This window comes from Photorhabdus hindustanensis, assembly GCF_002968995.1.
Classification (GTDB): domain Bacteria; phylum Pseudomonadota; class Gammaproteobacteria; order Enterobacterales; family Enterobacteriaceae; genus Photorhabdus; species Photorhabdus akhurstii.
Window position 1 is genome coordinate 22,650 of sequence record NZ_PUWT01000052.1, and the last position, 22,704, is coordinate 45,353.

Sequence of the window (22,704 nt, forward strand, 5' to 3'; positions counted from 1 at the left end):
AGAATCAGCCCACAAACTGCAAGAAGTGTGAGACTAACGCCTCTATGCTGACACAACGATATGGTTTGCACCTGATAACCGAAATGTCCACCCCAAGCTATCCTTGAAGTTTGTGTCTGCTATGGCTTTCATCGGAGAAGAGTTCAGCCTTAGTGCAAATATAAACAAATACACTATAATTAATAATATCTCAGAGAAACAGAAACAGCAAAATCGAACACACATCCACGAATCGATGAGGTATATTCAAGAGCCTTGCAATACAACCAGCTATTTTCTATCTTGTCTGGAAAAACAAAGATACTTTTCAGGAGCCATTATGATACGTCATATTCTTTTGTTAAAATTCGCACCCGAAATACAAGAACAACAATTAACGACGATAAGAGATACCGCGATTTCGATGCCACATCAAATCAAAGGTATTTCTTCCGTTGTTGAGTGGGGAGGTAATGTAAGTAGTGAAAATAAGAATAAAGGTTTTACACATGCTATCACCATGATATTTGATGATCAAAAAGCTATTTCAAACTATTTGTCTCACCCTGCACATGACAAGTTAAAAGATCTCCTTACAGATTCTGTCGACGATATCATTGTCTTTGATTATGAAATATAACTTTCATTTCTGGGGAATAACTATTTACTCATCAATGTTCAACACTACGAATATTACTGGCGCGCCTAAGAATAATTAGACGCGCCGATTATCGATAGAAACAGAATTACGTGGATTCTCATGGGGGATTTAAATATTTAATCAAAAATTAAATACTACATAAAAAATTTTTAACCTTACCTATTTGGTGATAGCTTGCTGTAAAATCAGCATCATTTATAAAAGATAATGAGATAATAAAATAGCGGATTTTACCGACCATTTTAGGCTGTTTAAAAACCTATTTAAAGAAAGAGAAGGATTTCTACATCATTGAAAAAATGGTAAAAATTATAACGATCGGACGGGTTAAGCAGTGTAAAACCAGGAAGAGTAACAGATTTGTTTAATAACATTAAAATCAAAGCTCATTTATTTAATAGGTTTTAATGTTGATAAATGTTTTTTCTTTTTTCACTACTAATTTTATCAATACAGTTAATACTATTACCTTCCTGATTAATCAATTTAAAATCCGTTTTCCCCGATGCTTTCTCTTTAATGTCAATTATAGCACCGAACTTTTCACCCACTTTTAAAAACCATTAATCACTACTTTTTACCTTTAATGATTAAAGTTTTTATCTGCTTTTTAACGATACGCTTACTTTTTTCCAGATTTTAAAACCACACTGATAAGCAAAAAACAGCTTCTATTAACACTTATTTTGTCATTGATAAAAACTTAGTAGTGATAGGCGAAACGTTAAAAGCCAGCAATGTAATATGGGAGGTTTTTACCTCCCATTCGTTCATATTGCAATATATCGAAATTACACCGCAGTTTGGAAAATCACATCATCCGCTTTTTCAGTGTATTGGTTCAGTTGATCAAAATTGAGGTAACGGTAAGTATCTGCCGCGGTCTCATCAACTTTAGCCATAAATTGCTGGTATTCTTCCGGTGTAGGCAGACGTCCCAACAGAGAAGCTACAGCCGCCAGTTCAGCCGATGCCAGGTAAACATTCGCACCCGTTCCCAGACGATTCGGGAAGTTACGAGTCGAAGTAGAAACCACTGTTACACCGTCAGCAACGCGTGCCTGATTACCCATACACAAGGAACAGCCAGGAATTTCAACCCGTGCTCCACTCTTACCAAAGATGCTGTAATAACCTTCCTCTGTGAGTTGAGCCGCATCCATTTTCGTTGGCGGAGCAACCCACAAACGAGTCGGTAATTGACCTTTATGTTGATCCAATAACTTACCGGCGGCACGGAAATGACCAATGTTAGTCATACAAGAACCGATAAAAACTTCATCGATTTTACTGTTCGCCACATCAGACAGTAAACGGGCATCATCTGGATCGTTCGGTGCACACAGAATAGGTTCTTTAATTTCGGCTAGATCGATTTCGATAACCGCTGCGTATTCCGCATCAGCATCGGCTTCCAGCAATTGAGGATCTTTCAGCCAGTTTTCCATACCCATTACGCGGCGTTCCAATGTACGGCGATCACCATAACCTTCGGCAATCATCCATTTCAGCAGCACAATATTAGATTGCAGGTATTCAATAATCGGCGCTTTATCCAATTTAATGGTACAGCCCGCCGCAGAACGCTCCGCAGAAGCATCCGCCAGCTCAAACGCCTGCTCAACTTTCAGATCTGGCAAACCTTCGATTTCGAGGATACGGCCAGAGAAGATGTTTTTCTTACCTTTCTTCTCCACCGTCAGAAGACCTTGCTGAATCGCATAATAAGGAATCGCATGAACCAAATCACGCAAAGTAATACCGGGCTGCATCTGCCCTTTAAAACGAACCAACACCGATTCTGGCATATCCAAAGGCATCACCCCCGTCGCAGCAGCAAACGCCACCAGACCAGAACCTGCCGGGAAGGAAATACCAATTGGGAAACGGGTATGGGAATCACCACCCGTACCAACCGTATCAGGCAACAGCATACGGTTCAGCCATGAGTGAATGATGCCATCGCCCGGACGCAGAGAAACGCCGCCACGGTTCATAATGAAGTCAGGCAAGGTATGGTGAGTAGTGACGTCAACCGGCTTAGGGTAAGCAGCCGTATGGCAGAATGATTGCATTACCAGATCCGCAGAGAAGCCCAAACACGCCAGATCTTTCAGTTCGTCACGGGTCATTGGGCCGGTCGTATCCTGAGAACCAACGGAGGTCATTTTAGGTTCACAGTATTCACCTGGGCGAATGCCCGCCGTGCCACATGCCCGACCAACCATTTTCTGAGCCAGGGAGAAACCACGACTGCTTTCCTCAACCGCTTTCGCCTGACGGAAAACATCACTGGGGGGTAAACCAAGCGACTCACGCGCCTTACTGGTCAAACCGCGGCCGATAATCAGTGGAATACGGCCACCCGCACGCACTTCATCCAACAACACATCGGTTTTCAGTTCAAATTCAGCCAGTAACTCATTGGTGTCGTGGCAACGTACTTCCCCTTTATATGGGTAGACATCAATCACATCACCCATATTTAATTTGGTCACATCTATCTCTATTGGCAACGCACCGGCATCTTCCATTGTATTGAAGAAGATTGGCGCAATTTTACCGCCCAGAACCACGCCACCACCACGTTTGTTTGGCACAAATGGAATATCGTCGCCCATAAACCACAGCACTGAGTTAGTGGCCGATTTGCGGGAAGAACCTGTACCCACAACATCACCGACATAAGCCAGCGGATAGCCTTTCTTATTCAGCTCTTCAATCTGTTTGATTGGACCAATAACACCGGCTTGATCTGGGGCAATCCCTTCACGGGCATTTTTCAACATTGCCAGAGCATGCAGCGGAATATCAGGGCGTGACCATGCATCCTGCGCAGGAGATAAATCGTCAGTGTTTGTTTCACCCGTCACTTTAAATACTGTGACTGTAATTTTTTCTGCCAATTCAGGGCGTTCCAGATACCACCGCGCATCAGCCCAAGATTGCATAATTTGTTTGGCTTGTGGATTACCTGCTTTTGCTTTTTCTTCTACATCATAGAAGTTGTCAAACATCAACAAAGTATGAGAGAGCGCTTTCGCTGCAATTGGAGCCAGTTTTTCATTATCCAGAGCATCAATCAAAGGATGAATATTATAACCACCCTGCATCGTTCCAAGCAGTTCAATCGCCTTTTCTGGCGTGATTAGTGGTGAAATAGTTTCGCCTTTCGCAATGGCGGCAAGAAAACCGGCTTTTACATACGCCGCTTCGTCAACACCAGGGGGAACTCGGTTAATCAGCAAATCTAACAGGAAATCTTCTTCACCTTTTGGTGGGCTCTTCAGTAACTCAACCAACGCCGCCGCTTGTGTCGCGTCCAATGGTTTAGGGACGACGCCTTGGGCTGCACGCTCGGCTACGTGCTTGCGGTATTCTTCTAGCACGACTTTCTCCTCGCTCTCATTGTCATTTTATCTACCCGGCTCTGCACCCGCCTTAGAACCAGCCTAATCAAGCTATCGTCTTTGCGCAACAACATGTGTTTTCGCAACAATAGCCCCTCCAGGGACAGGTTGTTAATTATGGTTCCGGGTGCCAGGTCAGAGGATTGCCAGCATAACTTAGTAAGTGCAAACAAGTTATGCCCAGCTTCGGGCGTCCAGCATACCAAAATTTGAATGCGATGTTAATTCGTTCACATAAAAGTAACATTAACTGATAGTAATATTCTGAATTAACAGCAGACAAAGCTATTAAAACAGATTATTCCGCTGATTTTTGCCAGTAACACCCACAAAAGCCATACTTTTTATGCCGTGTTTCTTCAAACAGGCCATACCAGAATAAAAAACGGCCTCCATATACCATATAAATGGAGGCCGCTTCAATAAATTAGATTAATCGATTTAAGAAATTATTTCTTTTTCTTCGCTTTCGCATTAGGCAAATCAGTAATACTGCCTTCAAAGACTTCAGCAGCCAGACCTACCGATTCATGCAACGTTGGGTGAGCGTGGATGGTCAACGCGATATCTTCCGCATCACAACCCATTTCAATCGCCAGACCGATTTCACCCAACAGTTCACCACCGTTAGTACCAACAATAGCCCCACCGATAATACGATTGCTTTCTTTATCGAAAATCAGTTTGGTCATACCGTCAGCACAATCAGAAGCAATCGCGCGGCCAGAAGCTGCCCACGGGAAAGTTGCCGTTTCATAGCTAATGCCTTTCTCTTTCGCTTCTTTTTCAGTCAAGCCAACCCATGCAACTTCTGGTTCAGTGTAAGCAATGGATGGAATCACTTTTGGATCAAAGTAGTGTTTCTTACCGGAAATCACTTCCGCCGCAACGTGACCTTCGTGAACGCCTTTATGCGCCAGCATCGGCTGACCAACGATGTCGCCAATAGCAAAGATGTGCGGTACATTGGTGCGCATTTGCTTATCAACATGGATAAAGCCACGGTCATCAACGTTAACGCCAGCTTTACCCGCATCCAGCATTTTACCGTTAGGTACACGACCGATGGCAACCAGAACCGCGTCATAACGCTGTGGTTCTGTCGGTGCGTTTTTGCCTTCCATCGTGACGTAGATACCATCTTCTTTGGCTTCTACTACGGTAACTTTGGTTTCCAGCATCAGATTGAATTGTTTGCTGATACGTTTGGTAAAGACTTTCACCACGTCTTTATCAGCAGCAGGAATCACCTGATCCAACATTTCAACAACATCAATCTGAGAACCCAGAGCGTGGTAAACGGTTCCCATTTCCAGACCGATAATACCGCCGCCCATCACCAACAAGCGGCCAGGAACCGTTGTCAGCGCCAAAGCATCTGTAGAATCCCAAACACGCGGGTCATCATGAGGAATAAACGGCAATTGGATAGGACGAGAACCCGCGGCAATAATGGCGTTATCAAAATTAATCGTTGTTGCGCCACCTTCACCTTCAACAACCAGCGTGTTAGCCCCTGTAAATTTACCAAAACCATTAACCACTTTAACTTTACGGCCTTTAGCCATACCAGCCAAACCACCGGTTAGCTGATTAATAACTTTTTCTTTCCAAACACGGACTTTTTCGATGTCAGTTTTCGGTTCACCAAAAACGATGCCATGATCTGCCAGCGCTTTAGCTTCCTCAATCACTTTTGCTACATGCAGCAATGCCTTAGAAGGGATACAACCAACGTTAAGACAAACACCACCTAAGGTAGAGTAACGTTCCACCAGGACGGTTTCCAAACCTAAATCCGCGCAACGAAAAGCAGCAGAATATCCTGCTGGACCTGCCCCAAGTACCACAACTTGGGCTTTAATTTCAGTACTCATCATGACCTCTTAATTGTTTGTCCGGCGGGTCAGGCGCCAAAAACGATATATTCCACCGGGACCTACACACCGCGAGCAGTTTACAGAATTGTTAATAACCTGAAAAGCGCGTTAACGTGACAGAACTCGCAACAAATTCACCAGATATAAGTAGTTTCTCTGTCACCGCAATAACAATCAGGCCGGCACATGGCCGGCCTTTGAAATTACATCACCAGACGGCGGATATCGCTCATCGCATGATTAATAAATGTGATGAAACGCGCACCATCAGCACCATCAATCACACGGTGATCGAAGGAAAGTGACAGAGGCAGCATCAGACGTGGTACAAACTCTTTACCATTCCATACCGGCTTCATTGATGAGCGGGATACGCCCAAGATAGCCACTTCTGGCGCATTAACGATTGGCGTAAATGCAGTGCCGCCGATACCGCCCAGGCTTGAAATAGTGAAGCATCCACCCTGCATATCAGATGCGGTCAGTTTGCCGGCCCGAGCTTTCTTAGACATTTCAGTCAGCTCGCGGGACAATTCGATGATGCCTTTATTATTAACGTCACGGAACACTGGAACCACCAGACCATTAGGTGTATCAACCGCTACACCAATGTTGATGTATTTTTTCAGCGTCAGTTTCTGGCCATCTTCCGAGATAGAGCTGTTAAAGCGCGGCATCTCTTCCAGCGCTTTTGCTACCGCTTTCATGATGAATACCAGCGGAGTAATCTTCACGCCAAGCTGTTTCTTCTCAGCTTCCTGATTCTGCTGTTTGCGGAAGTTTTCAACTTCAGTGATATCCGTTTCGTCGAACTGAGTAACATGTGGGATCATCACCCAGTTACGGCTCAGGTTAGCACCAGAGATTTTCTGAATACGGCCCAGTTCAACTTCTTCAATTTCACCAAATTTGCTGAAATCAACTTTCGGCCAAGGCAACATACCCGGCAGACCGCCACCGGCGGATGCAGGAGCCGATTCAGCACGTTTAACCGCGTCTTTCACGTAAGCCTGAACGTCTTCACGCAGAACACGGCCTTTACGCCCTGTACCTTTCACTTTAGCCAGGTTAACGCCGAATTCACGCGCCAGACGACGGATCACCGGCGTTGCATGAACATAAGCGCTATTTTCAGCGAAATCATTTTTGTCTTCTTCTGCGAAGCTTCTGCTAGCAATAACCGGCGCTGCCGCCTTCTCTGGTTCAGCCGTTGGTGCTGGAGCTGAAGCAGCCGGAGCAACAGGCGCTGCCCCCGCAATTTCAAATACCATAATCATAGAATCGGTTTTCACTTTATCACCGATCTTGATTTGAATTTCTTTAACGATACCTGCGAATGGCGCAGGTACTTCCATAGAGGCTTTATCGCCCTCTACGGTGATCAGCGATTGTTCAGCTTCCACTGCATCGCCAACTTTCACCATCACTTCGGTAACTTCAACTTCATCACCGCCGATATTCGGTACATGAACATTCATAGCCGCAGAAGCCACTGGTTCTGGCTCTGCCATACGCGAAGACAATGTTATCGCTGCTGGCTCTTCCGCTGGCGCAACTTCTACAGCACCTTCCGCAGAATCAAAAATCATAATCGGTTTGCCAGTTTCAACTTTATCGCCAACCGCAATGATGATCGCTTTAACAACACCCGCCTGAGGGGATGGAACTTCCATAGAAGCCTTATCACCTTCCACGGTAATCAGCGATTGTTCAGCTTCCACTGTATCGCCAACTTTCACCATGATTTCGGTGACTTCAACTTCATCCGCACCGATATCCGGTACCTTAATTTCGATAGCCATTGATTCTTTACCTCTTATGCCAGACGCGGGTTAACTTTTTCTGGGTTAATGTTGTATTTCTTGATTGCTTCTTCCACAACACTCACGTCGATCTCGCCGCGTTTAGCCAGTTCACCCAAAGCAGCAACTACCACGTAAGAAGCATCAACTTCAAAATGATGACGCAGGTTTTCACGGCTATCGGAACGACCGAAACCGTCAGTACCCAATACGCGGAATTCGCTCGCAGGGATGAAGTTACGAATTTGTTCTGCGAACAGCTTCATATAGTCAGTAGAAGCCACTGCCGGTGCTTCATTCATGATCTGAGCAACATAAGGTACGCGTGGCGTTTCTGTTGGGTGCAACATGTTCCAACGTTCACAATCCTGACCATCACGAGCCAGTTCAGTGAATGAAGTCACGCTGTAAACATCAGAACCCACACCATAATCGTTAGCCAGAATCTGTGCCGCTTCACGAACATGACGCAGAATAGAACCAGAACCTAATAGCTGAACTTTACCTTTGCTGCCTTCCAAACTTTCCAGCTTGTAGATACCTTTACGGATACCTTCTTCTGCGCCTTGCGGCATTGCCGGCATGTGGTAATTTTCGTTCAGCGTGGTGATGTAGTAGTAAATGTTCTCTTGTTTCTCACCATACATACGCTCCAAACCATCATGCATAATCACAGCAACTTCATAAGCAAATGCCGGATCGTAAGAGATGCAGTTAGGGATAGTCAGAGACTGAATGTGACTATGGCCGTCTTCGTGTTGCAGACCTTCGCCATTCAAGGTTGTACGACCGGAAGTACCACCAATCAGGAAGCCGCGAGCCTGTTGGTCACCTGCTGCCCAGCACATGTCGCCAATACGTTGGAACCCGAACATAGAGTAGTAAATGTAGAACGGAATCATTGGCAGGTTATTAGTGCTGTAAGAGGTTGCCGCCGCCAGCCACGATGAAGCAGCACCCAGTTCATTGATGCCTTCTTGCAGAATCTGACCTTTAGCGTCTTCTTTATAGTAAGCAACCTGTTCACGGTCCTGCGGAGTATACTGCTGGCCGTTAGGACTGTAGATGCCGATCTGACGGAACAGACCTTCCATACCAAAAGTACGAGCTTCATCGGCAATGATTGGAACCAGACGATCTTTGATTGACTTGTTCTTCAACATTACGTTCAAAGCACGAACGAAAGCGATAGTGGTAGAAATTTCTTTGTTTTGTTCTTCCAGCAACGCACCAAAATCTTCCAGCGTTGGCAGTTCCAGCTTCTCTTCAAAATGAGTACGACGGCTTGGCAAATAACCACCTAGCGCAGCACGACGCTCATGCAAATATTTGTACTCTTCAGAGTCTTTATCAAAAGTCACATACGGCAGATTTTCGAGTTGGTCATCAGCCACAGGAACATTGAAACGATCACGGAAATGGCGAACACCTTCCATATTCATCTTCTTAACCTGATGAGCGATGTTTTTACCTTCCGCGGTATCACCCATACCGTAACCTTTGATAGTCTGAGCCAGGATAACCGTTGGTTTGCCGGTGGTTTCCTGCGCTTTTTTCAAAGCAGCGAAGACTTTCTTAGGATCGTGACCACCACGGTTCAGCGCCCAAATCTGGTCATCAGTCATATCTTTAACTAATTCAGCAGTCTCTGGGTAACGGCCAAAGAAATGCTGACGTACATAAGCGCCATCTTTGGATTTGAACGTCTGGTAATCACCATCCAGAGTTTCGTTCATCACTTGGATCAATTTACCGCTGGTATCTTTACGCAGCAGTTCATCCCAACGCTCGCCCCAAAGCACTTTAATCACTTGCCAGCCGGCACCATCAAAAATGCCTTCCAGCTCATTAACGATTTTGCCATTACCTGTAACTGGACCATCCAGACGTTGCAGGTTACAGTTGATAACAAACACTAGGTTATCCAATTTTTCACGGGTTGCGATAGTGATCGCCCCTTTGGATTCTGGCTCATCCATTTCACCGTCGCCTAGGAAAGCATAAACGGTTTGTTTGGAGGTATCTTTCAGACCACGGTGTTCCAGATATTTAAGGAATTTAGCCTGATAAATCGCACCGATTGGCCCCAAGCCCATTGAAACCGTTGGGAACTGCCAGAATTCAGGCATCAATTTTGGATGCGGATAAGAAGAAAGACCATTGCCATGAATTTCCTGACGGAAATTATTCATCTGCTCTTCAGTTAAACGGCCTTCAAGGAAAGCGCGAGCGTAGACGCCTGGAGAGATGTGACCTTGGAAATAAACCAAGTCGCCGCCGTCATTTTCATTACGGGCACGGAAGAAATGGTTGAAACAAACTTCATACATGGTTGCCGAAGACTGGAATGAAGCCATGTGACCACCCAATTCCAGATCTTTTTTGGATGCCCGCAACACGGTCATCACAGCATTCCAACGAATAGCAGAGCGAATACGGCGCTCCAAATCCAGATTGCCAGGGTAAGCAGGCTCATCCTCAACAGCAATGGTATTGATATAATCGCGGTTAGCAGCACCGGCCGCAACATTCACGCCACCTTTACGCGCTTCGTTCAGTACCTGATCAATCAAGAACTGGGCACGATCAACACCCTCTTCACGGATGACCGATTCGATCGCCTGTAACCAGTCGCGAGTTTCGATCGGGTCCACGTCATTTTTCAAAATGTCTGACATGGTGTATTCCTTATCTGTTATCTGTTTCTAATGATTGTTTTGGAGCCTATCTTCCCGTCATACCCTTTGACGTTCAGCCGGTCATGACTGGAAGATAGGCCCTCACTGTTGTTGCCGCTAGCGCCCTCAGTAAAGGGACTCAACTTAGCTATGCAGACGCAGCAAATTTCAAGATCTACACAGCTAATTTTATTCCTGATGCTGTTGAAGACGTCGTAATGATCGCTCGCGACGAGTGTGCTCGCGGCTGAGATCTAATAAAACATCTTCAATAAAAGCTAAGTGGCGATGGGATGCCTCACGGGCTTTCTCTGGTTGCCTCGCCATTATTGCTTCAAAAATCTTCGCCCGATGATCGCTGACAGCCGTCAGCATTTCCCGGCGGGTATACAAAAACTCAAAATTCTGCCGGATATTTTGTTCCAGCATAGGTGCCATACAGCGTAATAAATGAAGGAGAACCACATTATGCGCAGCTTCGGCAACGACGAGCTGATATTGCAAAACAGCCTCGGATTCAGCATTGACATCACCACTTTCCTGAGCTTGTTGAATAACGAGATGATATTGCCGAATGCGTTCAAAATCTTCGTCAGTTCCACGCAGTGCCGCGTAATAGGCAGCAACACCTTCCAAAGCATGGCGGGTTTCAAGGAGGTCAAATTGAGATTCTGGGTGACCAGCTAGTAGTTGTGCCAGTGGATCGCTGAAACTTTGCCAGAGGTTACTCTGAACAAACGTCCCCCCGCCCTGACGGCGAAAAAGAAAACCTTTAGCTTCTAACCGCTGAATGGCTTCGCGCAGTGAAGGGCGTGACACATCAAACTGTTTCGCCAACTCACGCTCAGGCGGCAACTTCTCCCCTGGACGCACAGATCCTTCAAGGATGAGATGTTCAAGACGCTGCTCAATAACATCTGATAATTTTGGTTGGCGGATTTTGCTATAAGCCATATTTACTATAAGTCAGTTAGAACCAAGCCAATTAGAACCTATCTCATTAGGCTATTTTGTTTGTCGTTTCGAACCTAGGCAGTGTTCAAACAGCCTGTATCAGTAACGCCTACTTAAGGTAGGTACTTATATGGATAAACATTATTTCGATCTTTGCCGAAGTCAATTGGTAATACCAATTTAAACTACTGGGCCATAAAAGTAACAAAGTATTCACCAACTGTCCATAAAGACCTTGTGCTAAATCATAAAAACCTGCAAATTTTAACAATTTTTTTAAAAATTAGCAAAAGTTGATAACCAATAGGTTAATAAACATCCTAAAATAATATCTTAACCTAATCTTTTTAAACATATAAATGGGTATAGTGAATCGTTACAGCAATAAAATAGTTGAATTTTTATAAAAAATATAGCTACCAAATCATCACCCGTTGATTTTAAACACAATTGCATACCATCGTTATAAATGTAGCTCAAATCAATAAAACCGAAGGGCAAAAATTAGCCACTAGCAAGAAATAATGGCAAATATGTGAGGAACCACCAGCAACAGCTCCGCTTAACTCCTACTGGCGGTAAAAATGGACTACATTAAAACCAATAGCGCGTCACTTCATTCCACCCTTTTTTATACATACAGGATGAAATTACCCAACGCCTTGACGATTCATTTTTATCCCAACGCTTAACTTCAGTTTTTGGCACAGTAACGTAATGATTACAGGATTTATCTTCTTTTTCGTCTTTATCTTTACAAGAAAAATGTTTTGTCTCGAAAGAATGAACGACTTCGCTGGTCCAGTCTGATGGTAATTGAGAATAACCCAATGCTTTACATTCAGCGTAATCCCTGTCTCTTTCATACTTAGTTGCTCCTGGTTTTTCCCACGATGTACAACCCGCCAATACAGTAAATAAGGTAAATAAAGGGATAACAGCTATTTTTCTTATAAAATTCATATAAAAATACCTTAATTAAAAATAAAGAAATAACCAAAGAAATAAAATCAGAATTTAAAAGTCCCCCCAATACGGTAACTCTTATCTTCAAAAGGTGGTCTTCTACCAGACTGGATAATTTGTCTGTCTTGGCTTGAGATATCCCTGAAAACATCAGGAATAGAGCGTATATTATCTATTTTAACTTCACTGCCTGAAACTATATCCGTGACATTACATTCAAAATAACCACAGGTTGAAATATAGCTATCAGTAAGCCGTGGCATAGAAGAACATCCTGTAATCACAAATATTGATAATAAAGCAATAAAAAATTTATTCATTGTTAACATCCTTGAATTGCTGTATATATTATAAAAATTTAACTTAAATTAAAACCATATAAAAATAGAGATCATTTCTTATAATCGAGTAAATAATATCTACATATGCATTTTATCTTTCTGGCATTCCAAGGAATATCAGAACAATATTCCCCCAGAGAGAAATATATATTCTTATCGCGAGGAAAAACCTGTTTTACTGGTGTTCCATTAACACCGAAGATTAACAGGCTAGATAAAAAACATGAAATAATTAATATTTTCATGCACTTAACACTGAATAATGAATATAAAGCTCCATCTTATAAGATACCAAAAGACACATAATGACTTTATTTATTGTATTAGCGGTTATCCTCTCCATTTTCTACATATTCCAATATATCTCCAGGCTGACACTGTAAATGTTTACAAATTTTTTCCAGCGTCTCGATACGGATACCTTTTATTTTGCCATTTTTCAACAATGATAAATTCTGCTCAGTAATACCAATAACAGCAGCCAACTCTTTAGACTTTACTTTCCTTTTCGCTAAGATCACATCCAACCTTATTATAATACTCATGATGGTTCTCAGATAAAATAACGCTGCTCATCGCTTATTTTCTTAGATTCACGCATAATTAAACTAAATATCAGGAGGAATACACCAAACATAATAATAAACAGAGACTCTGAATTAACACCAAATGAGAAACTAAATACCCGTTGTCCTTTTACCAAATCCACAGATAACGCCATTCCTTGTAATGTATTAATCACAGGGTAAAGAAGTTGCTCCAGAATCATCAGGAAACCAATAATAAATGAAGCGGAAATATTACGATTACTCCATATTTCACCTTTAGCAAACCGGAAAAATAAAATTCCGATTAATACATAAGAGGCGGTTGATATGATACGAGGTATCGTATCCAGCGAGATATAAAGCACCTGACTTAATAAAGATTGCTTAAATCCTTTTGCAGTCAGCGCAGGCATAAGATCGCTATACGCCTGAAGAACAGCCTGACGAGTGGTATCATGCCATAATGACCAAGACGCAATATGGAACCCGATATCACCAATTGTCATAACGGAAGCAATAATAATAGCCAGAAAGCTGAGTAGCTTGATTCTAGGATTAGTTACAAACTCCTGTTCACCACACATTTTGTGTCATTCCATATACATGTTTAACTAAACTTTCGTTAAAGTACTTCAAAAGTTATCGTATTACAATAATTTTTTATCACTAAATAGACAGAATACAATTCAAAGTAATAGATAAATCAGAGCGATAGTCATTGAAAACCATCATTAATTTATTGATAGAAAAAGAAAAAAGTCATCATTTACCTGAAACAGTAAACAGCAAATGCTACTTGGTCACTGTTCTATCATCCTGCCATCACATGGTTTACAGCGATACTTTGTTGTGAAGATTGTATGACAAACACAGAACGGTTTACTCTGGGCACCTTTCAAAACCAGCACAGTACCGGTCAATTTCAATACAGAGTGAATCGAAGATGATGGTTCAAAACAAACCTGATATCAGATCTTAACCAATCCCTTCAACACTAAAATTAATAAAAATAATTAATGTAATGCTTTTGCAATTCTGGAAGTCCGTGTTTCTGCGCAAGGGTAGGAAGGTGTAAGAGCGAGGAAAAACGTTACTTAAAGTAGTGGTGTGGCTTTCAATGACATCAGTTTCTGATATGGGACAAAAAACCGAACATTTAGAGTTATTTTGTTCGGTTTTCTTCAATCGCCGGGGAGTATACGGAAAATTTCATCACTTAAAAGAGATTTTTTGTATTTTTTTGTAAAAAATTACTTAATTTTTTGATTTCAAACTGAAATTATTTCTTGCATTACGGATATTATGGCCTGTTATAAGCTCGTTTTTTGATCGATTTTATATTCACTTTCTTATAACAAAGGCAGAAATCCTGAAACTAAATGGTATAAGTCATAAATAATTTCATTAAGTTAATATTTATATTCATATATTTCATCAAGTTAATAACTGAACAAAATAACTCTAAATGACCAGTAAACGCACCGCCTTGGCGGTCCGATTGTTTAACCTGTCATGGTGTTGTTTTAGGCAAAATGTATTCAGTAGATGTAGATAAGGAATGTATGAAATGAAAAAGCAAATGATGAAGACCAGCATATTAGCCGCAGTACTCCTAAGCATGGGGATGAGTATGGCACATGCTTCAGATGGCGCTACGGTAAACGTGATGGCCTCCATAGACGCCACGACCCCTGATCTCAACGTTGAAGGTACAGGCATTGTAGGTAGTAAAGGCGCTTACACTTTAGATATGGGAACAGTTAGAACGTCAAACATTAGTGCTGACATCAATAGCGCTCATTCTTCAGGAAAAGAGTTAGAAGTTAAACTAGCTAACTGTAGTTCCAAAATGGGAAAAACCATAAGCAATGCTAAATCACTCCTTCACAAGATATTCAAATACAGTTTTTGGAACAGACTCTTACTAACAGCAACCAGATCTTAAACGCCAATGCTAACGCTGACGTAGAGGTGGCTGTGTATGACGGGAATACCGCTGTTACTAAGGCAGCTCCTATTGTTATCGCTGATACTACAGAATTCGAGCCAGCCAATCCAAAAGATGGAAAAGGCATGAAAAAATGCAAAATGGCGCTGGTTTCCAAGTCCAGCGCCGTACCAGCGGCCCAGTAATAGCGCCAGTAACATTCTAAGTGGTTTATAAATAATCATACGCCATCAAATACCAAGGGCATCATAGCAGCGGAATTGGGCAGAGAAGTCCAACTCTTGCTGATGCAACACCAAACCAGACACATTAGGTGACTCAGTGAAAAGATTGATGACAGCGATGATGGTGGCCGGTCTGTTAGGCTGCCCGATCACTTCCTCACAGGCGGAGAGGGTGGGGATTGATGCCACCCGCATTATCTACCGGGCGGATAGCTACGCTGCAACCGCTTTGCTACGTAATAGCAGTAAAGAGGCCGTCTATCTGATGCAGGTGACGGTCAGTTCTATCCCTGATGGGAGCAAGACTGCGCCATTTTTAGTGACTCCCCCCCTGTTTCGTATGGAACCCGGCAGCCAGAATCAGGTGCGTATCATCAAAACCGGCCAGGCGCTGCCTGCTGACCGGGAATCCCTGTTCTGGTTTACCGCGCAAGCTATCCCGTTAAGCACCCAATCCAATAATCTCTCTGGTAAGCAGATCTCCGGGGGCGTACAAGTTCTGGCTAACACAATTAAATTGATGTATCGCCCGTCAGGGCTGCCGGTTGCACCGGAAAAGGGCTTCGGCGCTTTGCGCTTCAAAACGACAGCCGAGGGAATAACGATCACGAATCCATCACCCTATTACATCACCTTCACCTCCCTGAAAGTAGGCGGACAAGAGCTGATGACAAAGCAACAGAAAGAGAACATGGTCTCACCGTTCTCGACCCTTTTTTTACCCCTCAAAGGGGTGCATTACCCGGCTAAAGTGAGTTGGACGGTGATAAATGACCTTGGAGGAGGATCCACCTATCAGGAGGAGATACCGTAATGTTAAAACCGTGGACCTTTATCAGATGGACGACACTGGCTGGTCTGCTTTGTACCGCCCCCTGCCCGAGGAGGCAAGTTCAAACACGGCAGAACTGACGCTGGCATTAACGCTGGAACAGCCAACCTGTGAACTCAACGTGCAGACATCCCATGTCGAGTTTTCACCCATACCGCTTAACGAAAGTACAGCGCAGTACAGAACATATCGAAGCAGCGGACAACAAGCCTATTACGCTGGCGTTGTCAGGTTGTGCGAGATCAGCCAGAGCTGGCCGCACCCCGGCCATTAAAATAGCCGGCCCCACACCAGAAAACCACCCGACATTATATCGGGATAAGGCTTCCACTGTGGCGGGAAACGTGGGATTTGGCCTGCGCTATCAATTACCGGGAGGCGGGCTAGGGAGCTACCTGAAAAATGGTGATTATGGCGGAAACCGCCCCGGCGTTTGTGGTGACAGTCAGGATTGCCACGTCCCGTTATAACCCCGCCGCATCGGTGGACGGTATTCAGGCAGAGTGACCTTAATATCAACAGCATAGGCTTAATTATAAGCAGAGATGAGCTATGGCAACAAAAACTTCATTTCCGCCTGCACTGCGGGCGGATAACCAACACGCACCCGGTCAACCGGGCAGTTTCTGGCCCCGTCCGGTATACCTATGTCTGCTGTGTTCACTGACGGCAACGACCCTGCCCGCCTCGGCGCGGGAATACTTTAATCCCATGTTCCTAATGGGCGCTGATGGTGAACACAGTCATGTCGATCTCTCGGCGTATGAAAACGCGAGATATGTCGCACCCGGGCGCTATCTGGTGGATGTCTACATGAACCAGAATAAGGTGGACAGCCGCGAGATTGAATTCAGGCTGGTTAACGGCCATCTCCAGCCGGTATTAACCGTCGCACAACTGGAAGGGTATGGGGTCAATACTCGCGAGTTACCGGCTTTTCAGGGTAAAGTGGATGACAGTCCCATCACCGAGCTGACGAAACAGATCCCGCACGCCCACGCGACATTGGATTTTGTCCGTTTACGTCTTTATCTCTGCGTCCCTCAGAGCGCCATGCAGCCCCGTTATTCTGGAACGGTTGACCCGTCACTGTGGGGTCCTGAGATCCCGGCTTTTTTGATGAACTACACCGTCAATGGCTCGGAAAGGCATTATGACAATCAGGGAAATTGGGAAGGATCACGTTCCCGTAATCTGTTTGCTTCTTTTCGTAATGGGCTGAATCTGGAACTGTGGCGTCTGCGCAGCCCGCAAACCTACAGTTACAATCGTCAGCGCAACGAAGATGCCTCCAGTTTTTCCACGCCGGCACAGACTCAATGGCAGGTCAACAATACCTACCTGCAACGTGACATCCCAGCACTGCGCAGTGAGTTCACCGCCGGTGAAACCTATACCGGTGGCGATATTTTTTACAGTATCCCATTTCGGGGCATGAAACTGGCTTCCGAGGAGACCATGTTACCTGACAGTCAGCGCGGTTTTACCCCGGGGATCACCGGTGCGGCGAACTCCAATGCGCAGGTGACGGTATTCTAGAATGGCAATATCGTGTATCAAACCACCGTAGCACCGGGGCTGTTTCGGTTCACCGACCTCTATACCACCACCGGGAGTGCGGGCAACCTGACAGTGATAATCAAAAAAGCAAATAGGGATAAGCTGCACCTGCTCCGGCGATGATGATGTATTTCAAAATTCACGCTTACTCTACCGGATCGATGGACCATTTGTTCCGGGGAAACCGAATGCCTTAGCCTCTTCAATAGAGGATGTCGCCTTCATGTTTACTGATGCAGCCCACAAACCCTTATCACTCAGTACCGGGCACCGAGGTGAAGGGGAGAACGCAAGATACGTCAAACAAGGGAACGATAACTACGCGGCATCGACTCAATTGTCTGTTATACCAGTTCTGTTGAAAACTGACGGCGCCGGAGGGCTAGCTCGAGCTGTTGCGGTTATTTCAGTATGGTCGGATATTGACTTCATCGAACCCTCTGCTTAGTTGTTGCAATTGTTGCAGCGCCAGTCGGCGCTGCATAAATCGGCTCTAATAGCTAAAGGTAAGCCAAACGACTCCATATAGGGATGAATAAAACCCGAACCAATCAGAGTCATTAAACCAACGCATCAAACCAATGCCCCATAAATTGTCAGTAAGGCAACGACAACGATGACAGAGAAAGTCACTTTTTTCGCCAGTATCACCGCAGCAATGGGCGTTTGAATTGAATCAAGATGGGGTTCGCGACTTAATGAAAATTGAGCAAGCTGACAAAGCACCTTATATTGTGAAGTTCTTAAATCACTAAGAGAAGCAAACCACGCCGGTAAAGCCCGCTCGCCATGCCCTAATAAAGCATAAGCAACGCCAGCCAGACGAACAGGGATCCAATCCAACCAATGCAACAAACCATCAACGCCAGATTGCGCTCTCTGAACCGGTGTACCATATTGTGCCAACCATCCCTGATAAGCCCTTAAGAAACAATATCCCATTAAAGCAACTGGCCCTAATTCACCCGCCACAATCAGCCAAAAAATCGGCGCCAGATAATAGCGAAAATTTATCCACAGCAACGCATTTTGTATCTCTCGCAACATATTCTCTTTGCTGGCATCAGAAGGTAAACCATGAATAATTGCGAAATGAGTAAGATATTCTCTTTGTTGTTCCCTATTATCCTGATGAACAGTACGAAAATATTCACGATAATCATGCCGTAAGCGCCCCGCTCCGATGCACAGCAAACAAATAAACACCCATAAAACCAGTTCAAAAAGGCCGAACATAAAATCATTTAATATTTCAATCAATACCCATGTAATCATCATGACTACTAACGTCATTAAAAGGCTTTTCCATAACGAAAAAGACTTCAAATCGGTAAACAATGGCTCAAGACGGTGCTCCAATTGCCAATGGTCACCCATTTTAAAAACCCGTTCCCACGCCAACACTAACAACAGTATAAAGAGAGTCATTCTTTCCGCTCCTGTAACAATTGCTGGTAATGTGTCCAATCGAAATAAAGTCCCAGATCAATTTTTCTTCCCAGAACAACATCATTATAGCCAGTGATATGTTCTTTTATACCCGTCATCTTTCAAGTTGCCTCTTTGTTGGCCGCACTCACTCACCCCGGTCACATAGTTATCTATGCTCCCGGGGATTCGCTCCCTTGCCGCCGCGATGTATCTTGAAATCCATAGGGTATATATTCGGGTCTACCCATAAGTCATTGTGTCAGTACAACAAAACTTTTCTGGAGACAATATGATGAATAACCAATAAAACGGTTGCTCACCCTGTGGGCACGAATCGTGTGAAAGAATTTTTCTCACTCAATTCATCATGCAACCACATTTTTTTCCTTCTTAAACCCAGATGATAAAACCAAGATAGTAGTTGTTCACTACACAACAGGGTAGCATGTTAAGACCATTAATATTGTTATCACCTCTGGAGCTTTTTAATGACAAAACAAAATTGCAATACAGATCAGCGTCGTGCTGTTCTTATGGAACACTTGCAGAACGACATTCCCACCAGTGTAACCCTCGCACTAAAAGAAGATCTGGGCGGAAATACAAATTTCACTTCTGATATTACCGGCCAATTAATTCCCGAAGATAAACAAGCCACCGCAGTCATTATCACTCGGGAAGATGGTATTTTCTGTGGACAACAATGGCTGAATGAAGTCTTTACTCAATTAGGCGACCAAATCTCCATTGAATGGTTAGTTAAAGATAGTGATACAATTACAGCCAACCAAAAACTTTGCATATTACGAGGCCCAGCACAAATATTACTGACCGGTGAACGCACCGCTCTTAACTTTATTCAGACTCTCTCTGGCGTTGCAACAGAAACTAGTCATTATGTTCACCGTCTTGCCGGTTTAAAAACCCAATTACTTGATACACGCAAAACGCTACCGGGATTACGCACCGCCCTAAAATATGCCGTACTTTGCGGAGGTGGTAATAATCACCGCCTTGGATTATTCGATGCTTTCCTTATCAAAGAAAACCATATTATTGCCAATGGATCTATTAAACAGGCAGTAGATAAAGCTCGTTATTCTCATCCTGATGTCCCTGTTGAAGTCGAAGTAGAAACGCTAGATGAACTCATTCTGGCACTAAAAGCTAATGTTGATATTATTATGCTAGATAATTTTACTATTCCAATGATGAAAGAAGCCGTCGCTATCACATCAGGTAAAGTCCCTTTAGAAGTATCCGGCAATATCACCCTGGATACTCTGCGCAGCTATGCTGAAACAGGCATCGACTTCATTTCTGTTGGAGCACTCACCAAACATATTAGAGCATTAGATCTCTCCATGCGCTTTCAGTAATTAGCAATAATAATATTGATGGTGGTGTAAATCAGCAATTGGTAGATCGAAAATTTGCGAACACCACCGTAAATATTTTTGCAAACCTTGCAATTCATAAATTCTTTTTCGAGTCAATTCCATAACCTTCATCTATCCTATTTCATTTTTTTCTCTTTCCTTCATTCTCTATATCGCAACACCACAACACGGAGAAGAAATATGAAACAACAACAAGGATTTACTTTAATGGAGATTATGGTTGCTATTGCTATCATTTCCATCTTAAGTGCTATTGGTATTCCTAGTTATCAAGGATATATCCAGAAAGCCGCTTTAACAGATATACTACAAAATATTGTACCTTATAAATCAGGTATAGAACTTTGCGGTTTTGAAACTGAAGATTTCATGGGTTGCAATGCAGGAGCAATGTCAATTCCAAAAGATCATAACAGTAGATATATCGAGAGCATTTCAGTTAAAAATGGGGAAGTTACCATTAACGGGGAAAAAAGTCTTAAAAACCTCAGCATTACATTAAAGCCGACACAAAATACACAAATAGGTACAATTAAATGGAACATTAAATGTGAATCGACAAACAATTCATTAAAAAATCGTTGTCAGGAAATATTTGAATTTTAATTTATTACTCTTATTAATACATCTTTACACAGGAAACAACAATGAACTCACTTTCAATGGCAGAAAACACATTGATGGAAAGAGAAATCCATGATATTTGTCAACGCCACCAATCTGTTGTAATAAAAAAAGATGATAATGCGATAACAATTGCCAGTAACGAATTACCTAATGATGATTTATTATCAGCATTACGATTTATTTCCGGACGTATCGTTAATGTAGAAATTTGGCCACTGGCAAGAATTGAGTCAATATTACATCAAAATATTTCACTCATTCGTGTACCAGAGGAAGAGTCCTCGTTATTACCACTTATCGCTGATACCAATACAGATGAAAATGATGCGCCCGTTATTCAACTTATTAATCAAACTTTATTAACTGCAATTCAACGGCGTGCATCCGATATTCATTTTGAACCATTCCAACAAGGTTACCGTATTCGTATCCGGGTTGATGGCTCATTACACCTCTTGTCTTCGCCATCTCCTCAAATGAATGCAAGCATTGCCGCACGCCTTAAGATAATGGCTAAATTAAACATCGCTGAAAAACGGCTGCCTCAGGATGGACAATTTGATTGGTCTGACACCCGACACAACTATGCTATTCGTATGGCGACCTTGCCGACAATACATGGAGAAAAAGTTGTGCTTAGAATATTGAATACCATGCAACAACTGTCGTTAGATCAATTAGGTATTCCTGAGCAACTACTAAATCAGCTTCGACAAAAACTCGCGTTACCACAAGGAATGATTTTAGTCACTGGACCGACAGGTAGCGGAAAAACTGTGACTTTATATAGCTGTTTACAATATCTGAATCAGAATAAAAAGAATATTTGCAGTGTAGAAGACCCAGCAGAGATCCCATTGAACGGTATTAACCAGACACAAACTAACAGCAAAATTGATCTCAATTTTGCCAAAGTATTACGGGCACTATTACGCCAAGATCCTGATGTCATTATGGTGGGAGAAATACGTGATAGCGAAACAGCCGAAATTTCAGTAAAAGCGGCGCAAACAGGTCATCTGGTTCTTTCTACATTGCATACTAATTCAACCATAGATACATTATCTCGCCTACAAAATCTGGGTATTTCAGGTTATATGGCTGCTTCTTGTATCAAATTAATTATCGCCCAACGGCTTGTCAGAAAATTATGTCTTCATTGCCGCAAACAACAAACAGAAGAAACTATTATTAATACTGAAAATAATTCTCTATTTATTAAGCAATGGCTGGCCGTTGGTTGTGAGCATTGTTTTTCCGGTTATTACGGTCGAACAGCTATTTATGAGTTTTTAGAAATAACAGATGATATTAAACAGATATTATCAGAACAGAACTCCCAAAATGGGCAAAAAACTATTATAGCTCAAAGAAAAGATACTTTACTTTCATCCGGTATTTTATTAGTAGAACAAGGCATCACTACATTAGAAGAAATTTATCAAGTTACAGGTCAGGAATAA

Annotated in this window: 21 protein-coding genes and 1 pseudogene; 10 read left to right on the forward strand and 12 right to left on the reverse strand. The window is 43.1% G+C overall.

Annotated elements, in window-relative coordinates:
- Positions 1–319 precede the first annotated feature (319 nt).
- Positions 320–619: a Dabb family protein gene (locus C6H66_RS26060; protein WP_036810966.1), complete on the forward strand. Its 300-nt coding sequence runs from the start codon at positions 320–322 to the stop codon at positions 617–619.
- 812 nt (positions 620–1,431) lie between these two features.
- Here the strand turns inward: C6H66_RS26060 and acnB are convergent.
- The 9 genes from acnB to C6H66_RS17820 form a co-directional block, all read right to left on the reverse strand.
- Positions 1,432–4,029, reverse strand: a complete 2,598-nt coding sequence (gene acnB / locus C6H66_RS17780) for a bifunctional aconitate hydratase 2/2-methylisocitrate dehydratase (RefSeq protein WP_105396276.1) — start codon at positions 4,027–4,029, stop codon at positions 1,432–1,434.
- Between the two features lie 470 nt (positions 4,030–4,499).
- The gene (gene lpdA / locus C6H66_RS17785) at positions 4,500–5,927 is read right to left on the reverse strand and encodes a dihydrolipoyl dehydrogenase (protein WP_088776099.1); all 1,428 of its coding nucleotides are present in this window, start codon (positions 5,925–5,927) and stop codon (positions 4,500–4,502) included.
- A 206-nt stretch (positions 5,928–6,133) separates the two neighbouring features.
- Entirely contained in the window at positions 6,134–7,732 is a 1,599-nt protein-coding gene (aceF, locus tag C6H66_RS17790; RefSeq protein WP_105396277.1) for a pyruvate dehydrogenase complex dihydrolipoyllysine-residue acetyltransferase, read from the reverse strand.
- 14 nt (positions 7,733–7,746) lie between these two features.
- Positions 7,747–10,410: a pyruvate dehydrogenase (acetyl-transferring), homodimeric type gene (gene aceE, locus C6H66_RS17795; RefSeq protein WP_105396278.1), complete on the reverse strand. Its 2,664-nt coding sequence runs from the start codon at positions 10,408–10,410 to the stop codon at positions 7,747–7,749.
- Between the two features lie 189 nt (positions 10,411–10,599).
- The gene (gene pdhR, locus C6H66_RS17800) at positions 10,600–11,364 is read right to left on the reverse strand and encodes a pyruvate dehydrogenase complex transcriptional repressor PdhR (RefSeq protein ID WP_036777528.1); all 765 of its coding nucleotides are present in this window, start codon (positions 11,362–11,364) and stop codon (positions 10,600–10,602) included.
- 594 nt (positions 11,365–11,958) lie between these two features.
- Entirely contained in the window at positions 11,959–12,327 is a 369-nt protein-coding gene (locus C6H66_RS17805; protein WP_072165120.1) for a hypothetical protein, read from the reverse strand.
- Between the two features lie 47 nt (positions 12,328–12,374).
- The gene (locus C6H66_RS17810; RefSeq protein WP_046394703.1) at positions 12,375–12,650 is read right to left on the reverse strand and encodes a hypothetical protein; all 276 of its coding nucleotides are present in this window, start codon (positions 12,648–12,650) and stop codon (positions 12,375–12,377) included.
- A gap of 344 nt (positions 12,651–12,994) precedes the next feature.
- Positions 12,995–13,216, reverse strand: a complete 222-nt coding sequence (locus C6H66_RS17815) for a helix-turn-helix domain-containing protein (RefSeq protein WP_046394702.1) — start codon at positions 13,214–13,216, stop codon at positions 12,995–12,997.
- A gap of 8 nt (positions 13,217–13,224) precedes the next feature.
- Positions 13,225–13,803 (reverse strand): hypothetical protein, encoded by a 579-nt coding sequence (locus C6H66_RS17820; RefSeq protein ID WP_036810795.1) that lies wholly within the window; start codon positions 13,801–13,803, stop codon positions 13,225–13,227.
- A gap of 983 nt (positions 13,804–14,786) precedes the next feature.
- Between C6H66_RS17820 and C6H66_RS17825 the strand changes: the two genes are divergently transcribed.
- Positions 14,787–15,164, forward strand: a complete 378-nt coding sequence (locus tag C6H66_RS17825; RefSeq protein ID WP_046394700.1) for a fimbrial protein — start codon at positions 14,787–14,789, stop codon at positions 15,162–15,164.
- Positions 15,165–15,196: 32 nt separating this feature from the next.
- Positions 15,197–15,352, forward strand: a complete 156-nt coding sequence (locus tag C6H66_RS26065; RefSeq protein WP_160296994.1) for a hypothetical protein — start codon at positions 15,197–15,199, stop codon at positions 15,350–15,352.
- A gap of 45 nt (positions 15,353–15,397) precedes the next feature.
- Here the strand turns inward: C6H66_RS26065 and C6H66_RS26935 are convergent, their stop codons facing one another.
- Complete coding sequence (locus C6H66_RS26935; RefSeq protein WP_248000721.1) at positions 15,398–15,580, reverse strand: hypothetical protein; 183 nt, start codon at positions 15,578–15,580, stop codon at positions 15,398–15,400.
- On the opposite strand from C6H66_RS26935, the gene C6H66_RS17830 reads away from it, so the two are divergent.
- The 4 genes and pseudogenes from C6H66_RS17830 (at position 15,564) to C6H66_RS26945 (ending at position 18,231) form a co-directional block, all read left to right on the forward strand.
- On the forward strand, positions 15,564–16,205 hold the full coding sequence (locus C6H66_RS17830) for a fimbrial biogenesis chaperone (protein WP_236548173.1): 642 nt from the start codon (positions 15,564–15,566) through the stop codon (positions 16,203–16,205). The genes C6H66_RS26935 and C6H66_RS17830 overlap by 17 nt on opposite strands.
- A 152-nt stretch (positions 16,206–16,357) precedes the next feature.
- Positions 16,358–16,693, forward strand: coding sequence for a hypothetical protein (locus C6H66_RS26940; RefSeq protein WP_248000722.1), 336 nt, complete (start codon positions 16,358–16,360; stop codon positions 16,691–16,693).
- Positions 16,694–16,934: 241 nt separating this feature from the next.
- Positions 16,935–17,906 (forward strand): annotated as a pseudogene (locus tag C6H66_RS17840) (fimbria/pilus outer membrane usher protein).
- A gap of 100 nt (positions 17,907–18,006) precedes the next feature.
- Positions 18,007–18,231, forward strand: coding sequence for a hypothetical protein (locus tag C6H66_RS26945; protein ID WP_248000724.1), 225 nt, complete (start codon positions 18,007–18,009; stop codon positions 18,229–18,231).
- Between the two features lie 125 nt (positions 18,232–18,356).
- Here C6H66_RS26945 and ampE read toward each other — a convergent pair whose 3' ends face one another.
- On the reverse strand, positions 18,357–19,211 hold the full coding sequence (gene ampE / locus C6H66_RS17850; RefSeq protein WP_046396716.1) for a beta-lactamase regulator AmpE: 855 nt from the start codon (positions 19,209–19,211) through the stop codon (positions 18,357–18,359).
- The gene (locus C6H66_RS27310; protein ID WP_265340040.1) at positions 19,208–19,330 is read right to left on the reverse strand and encodes a hypothetical protein; all 123 of its coding nucleotides are present in this window, start codon (positions 19,328–19,330) and stop codon (positions 19,208–19,210) included. Before C6H66_RS27310 ends, ampE begins: the two co-directional genes overlap by 4 nt.
- Positions 19,331–19,702: 372 nt before the next feature.
- Here C6H66_RS27310 and nadC point away from each other — a divergent pair, with 372 nt between their 5' ends.
- The 3 genes from nadC to gspE all read left to right on the forward strand — a co-directional run bounded on the left by nadC (position 19,703) and on the right by gspE (position 22,704).
- Complete coding sequence (gene nadC, locus C6H66_RS17855; RefSeq protein ID WP_046395688.1) at positions 19,703–20,593, forward strand: carboxylating nicotinate-nucleotide diphosphorylase; 891 nt, start codon at positions 19,703–19,705, stop codon at positions 20,591–20,593.
- Positions 20,594–20,794: 201 nt separating this feature from the next.
- A complete protein-coding gene (ppdD, locus tag C6H66_RS17860; protein ID WP_036777511.1) occupies positions 20,795–21,220 on the forward strand; it encodes a prepilin peptidase-dependent pilin in 426 nt (141 codons plus the stop codon).
- A 41-nt stretch (positions 21,221–21,261) separates the two neighbouring features.
- Positions 21,262–22,704, forward strand: coding sequence for a type II secretion system protein GspE (gene gspE / locus C6H66_RS17865; RefSeq protein WP_105396280.1), 1,443 nt, complete (start codon positions 21,262–21,264; stop codon positions 22,702–22,704).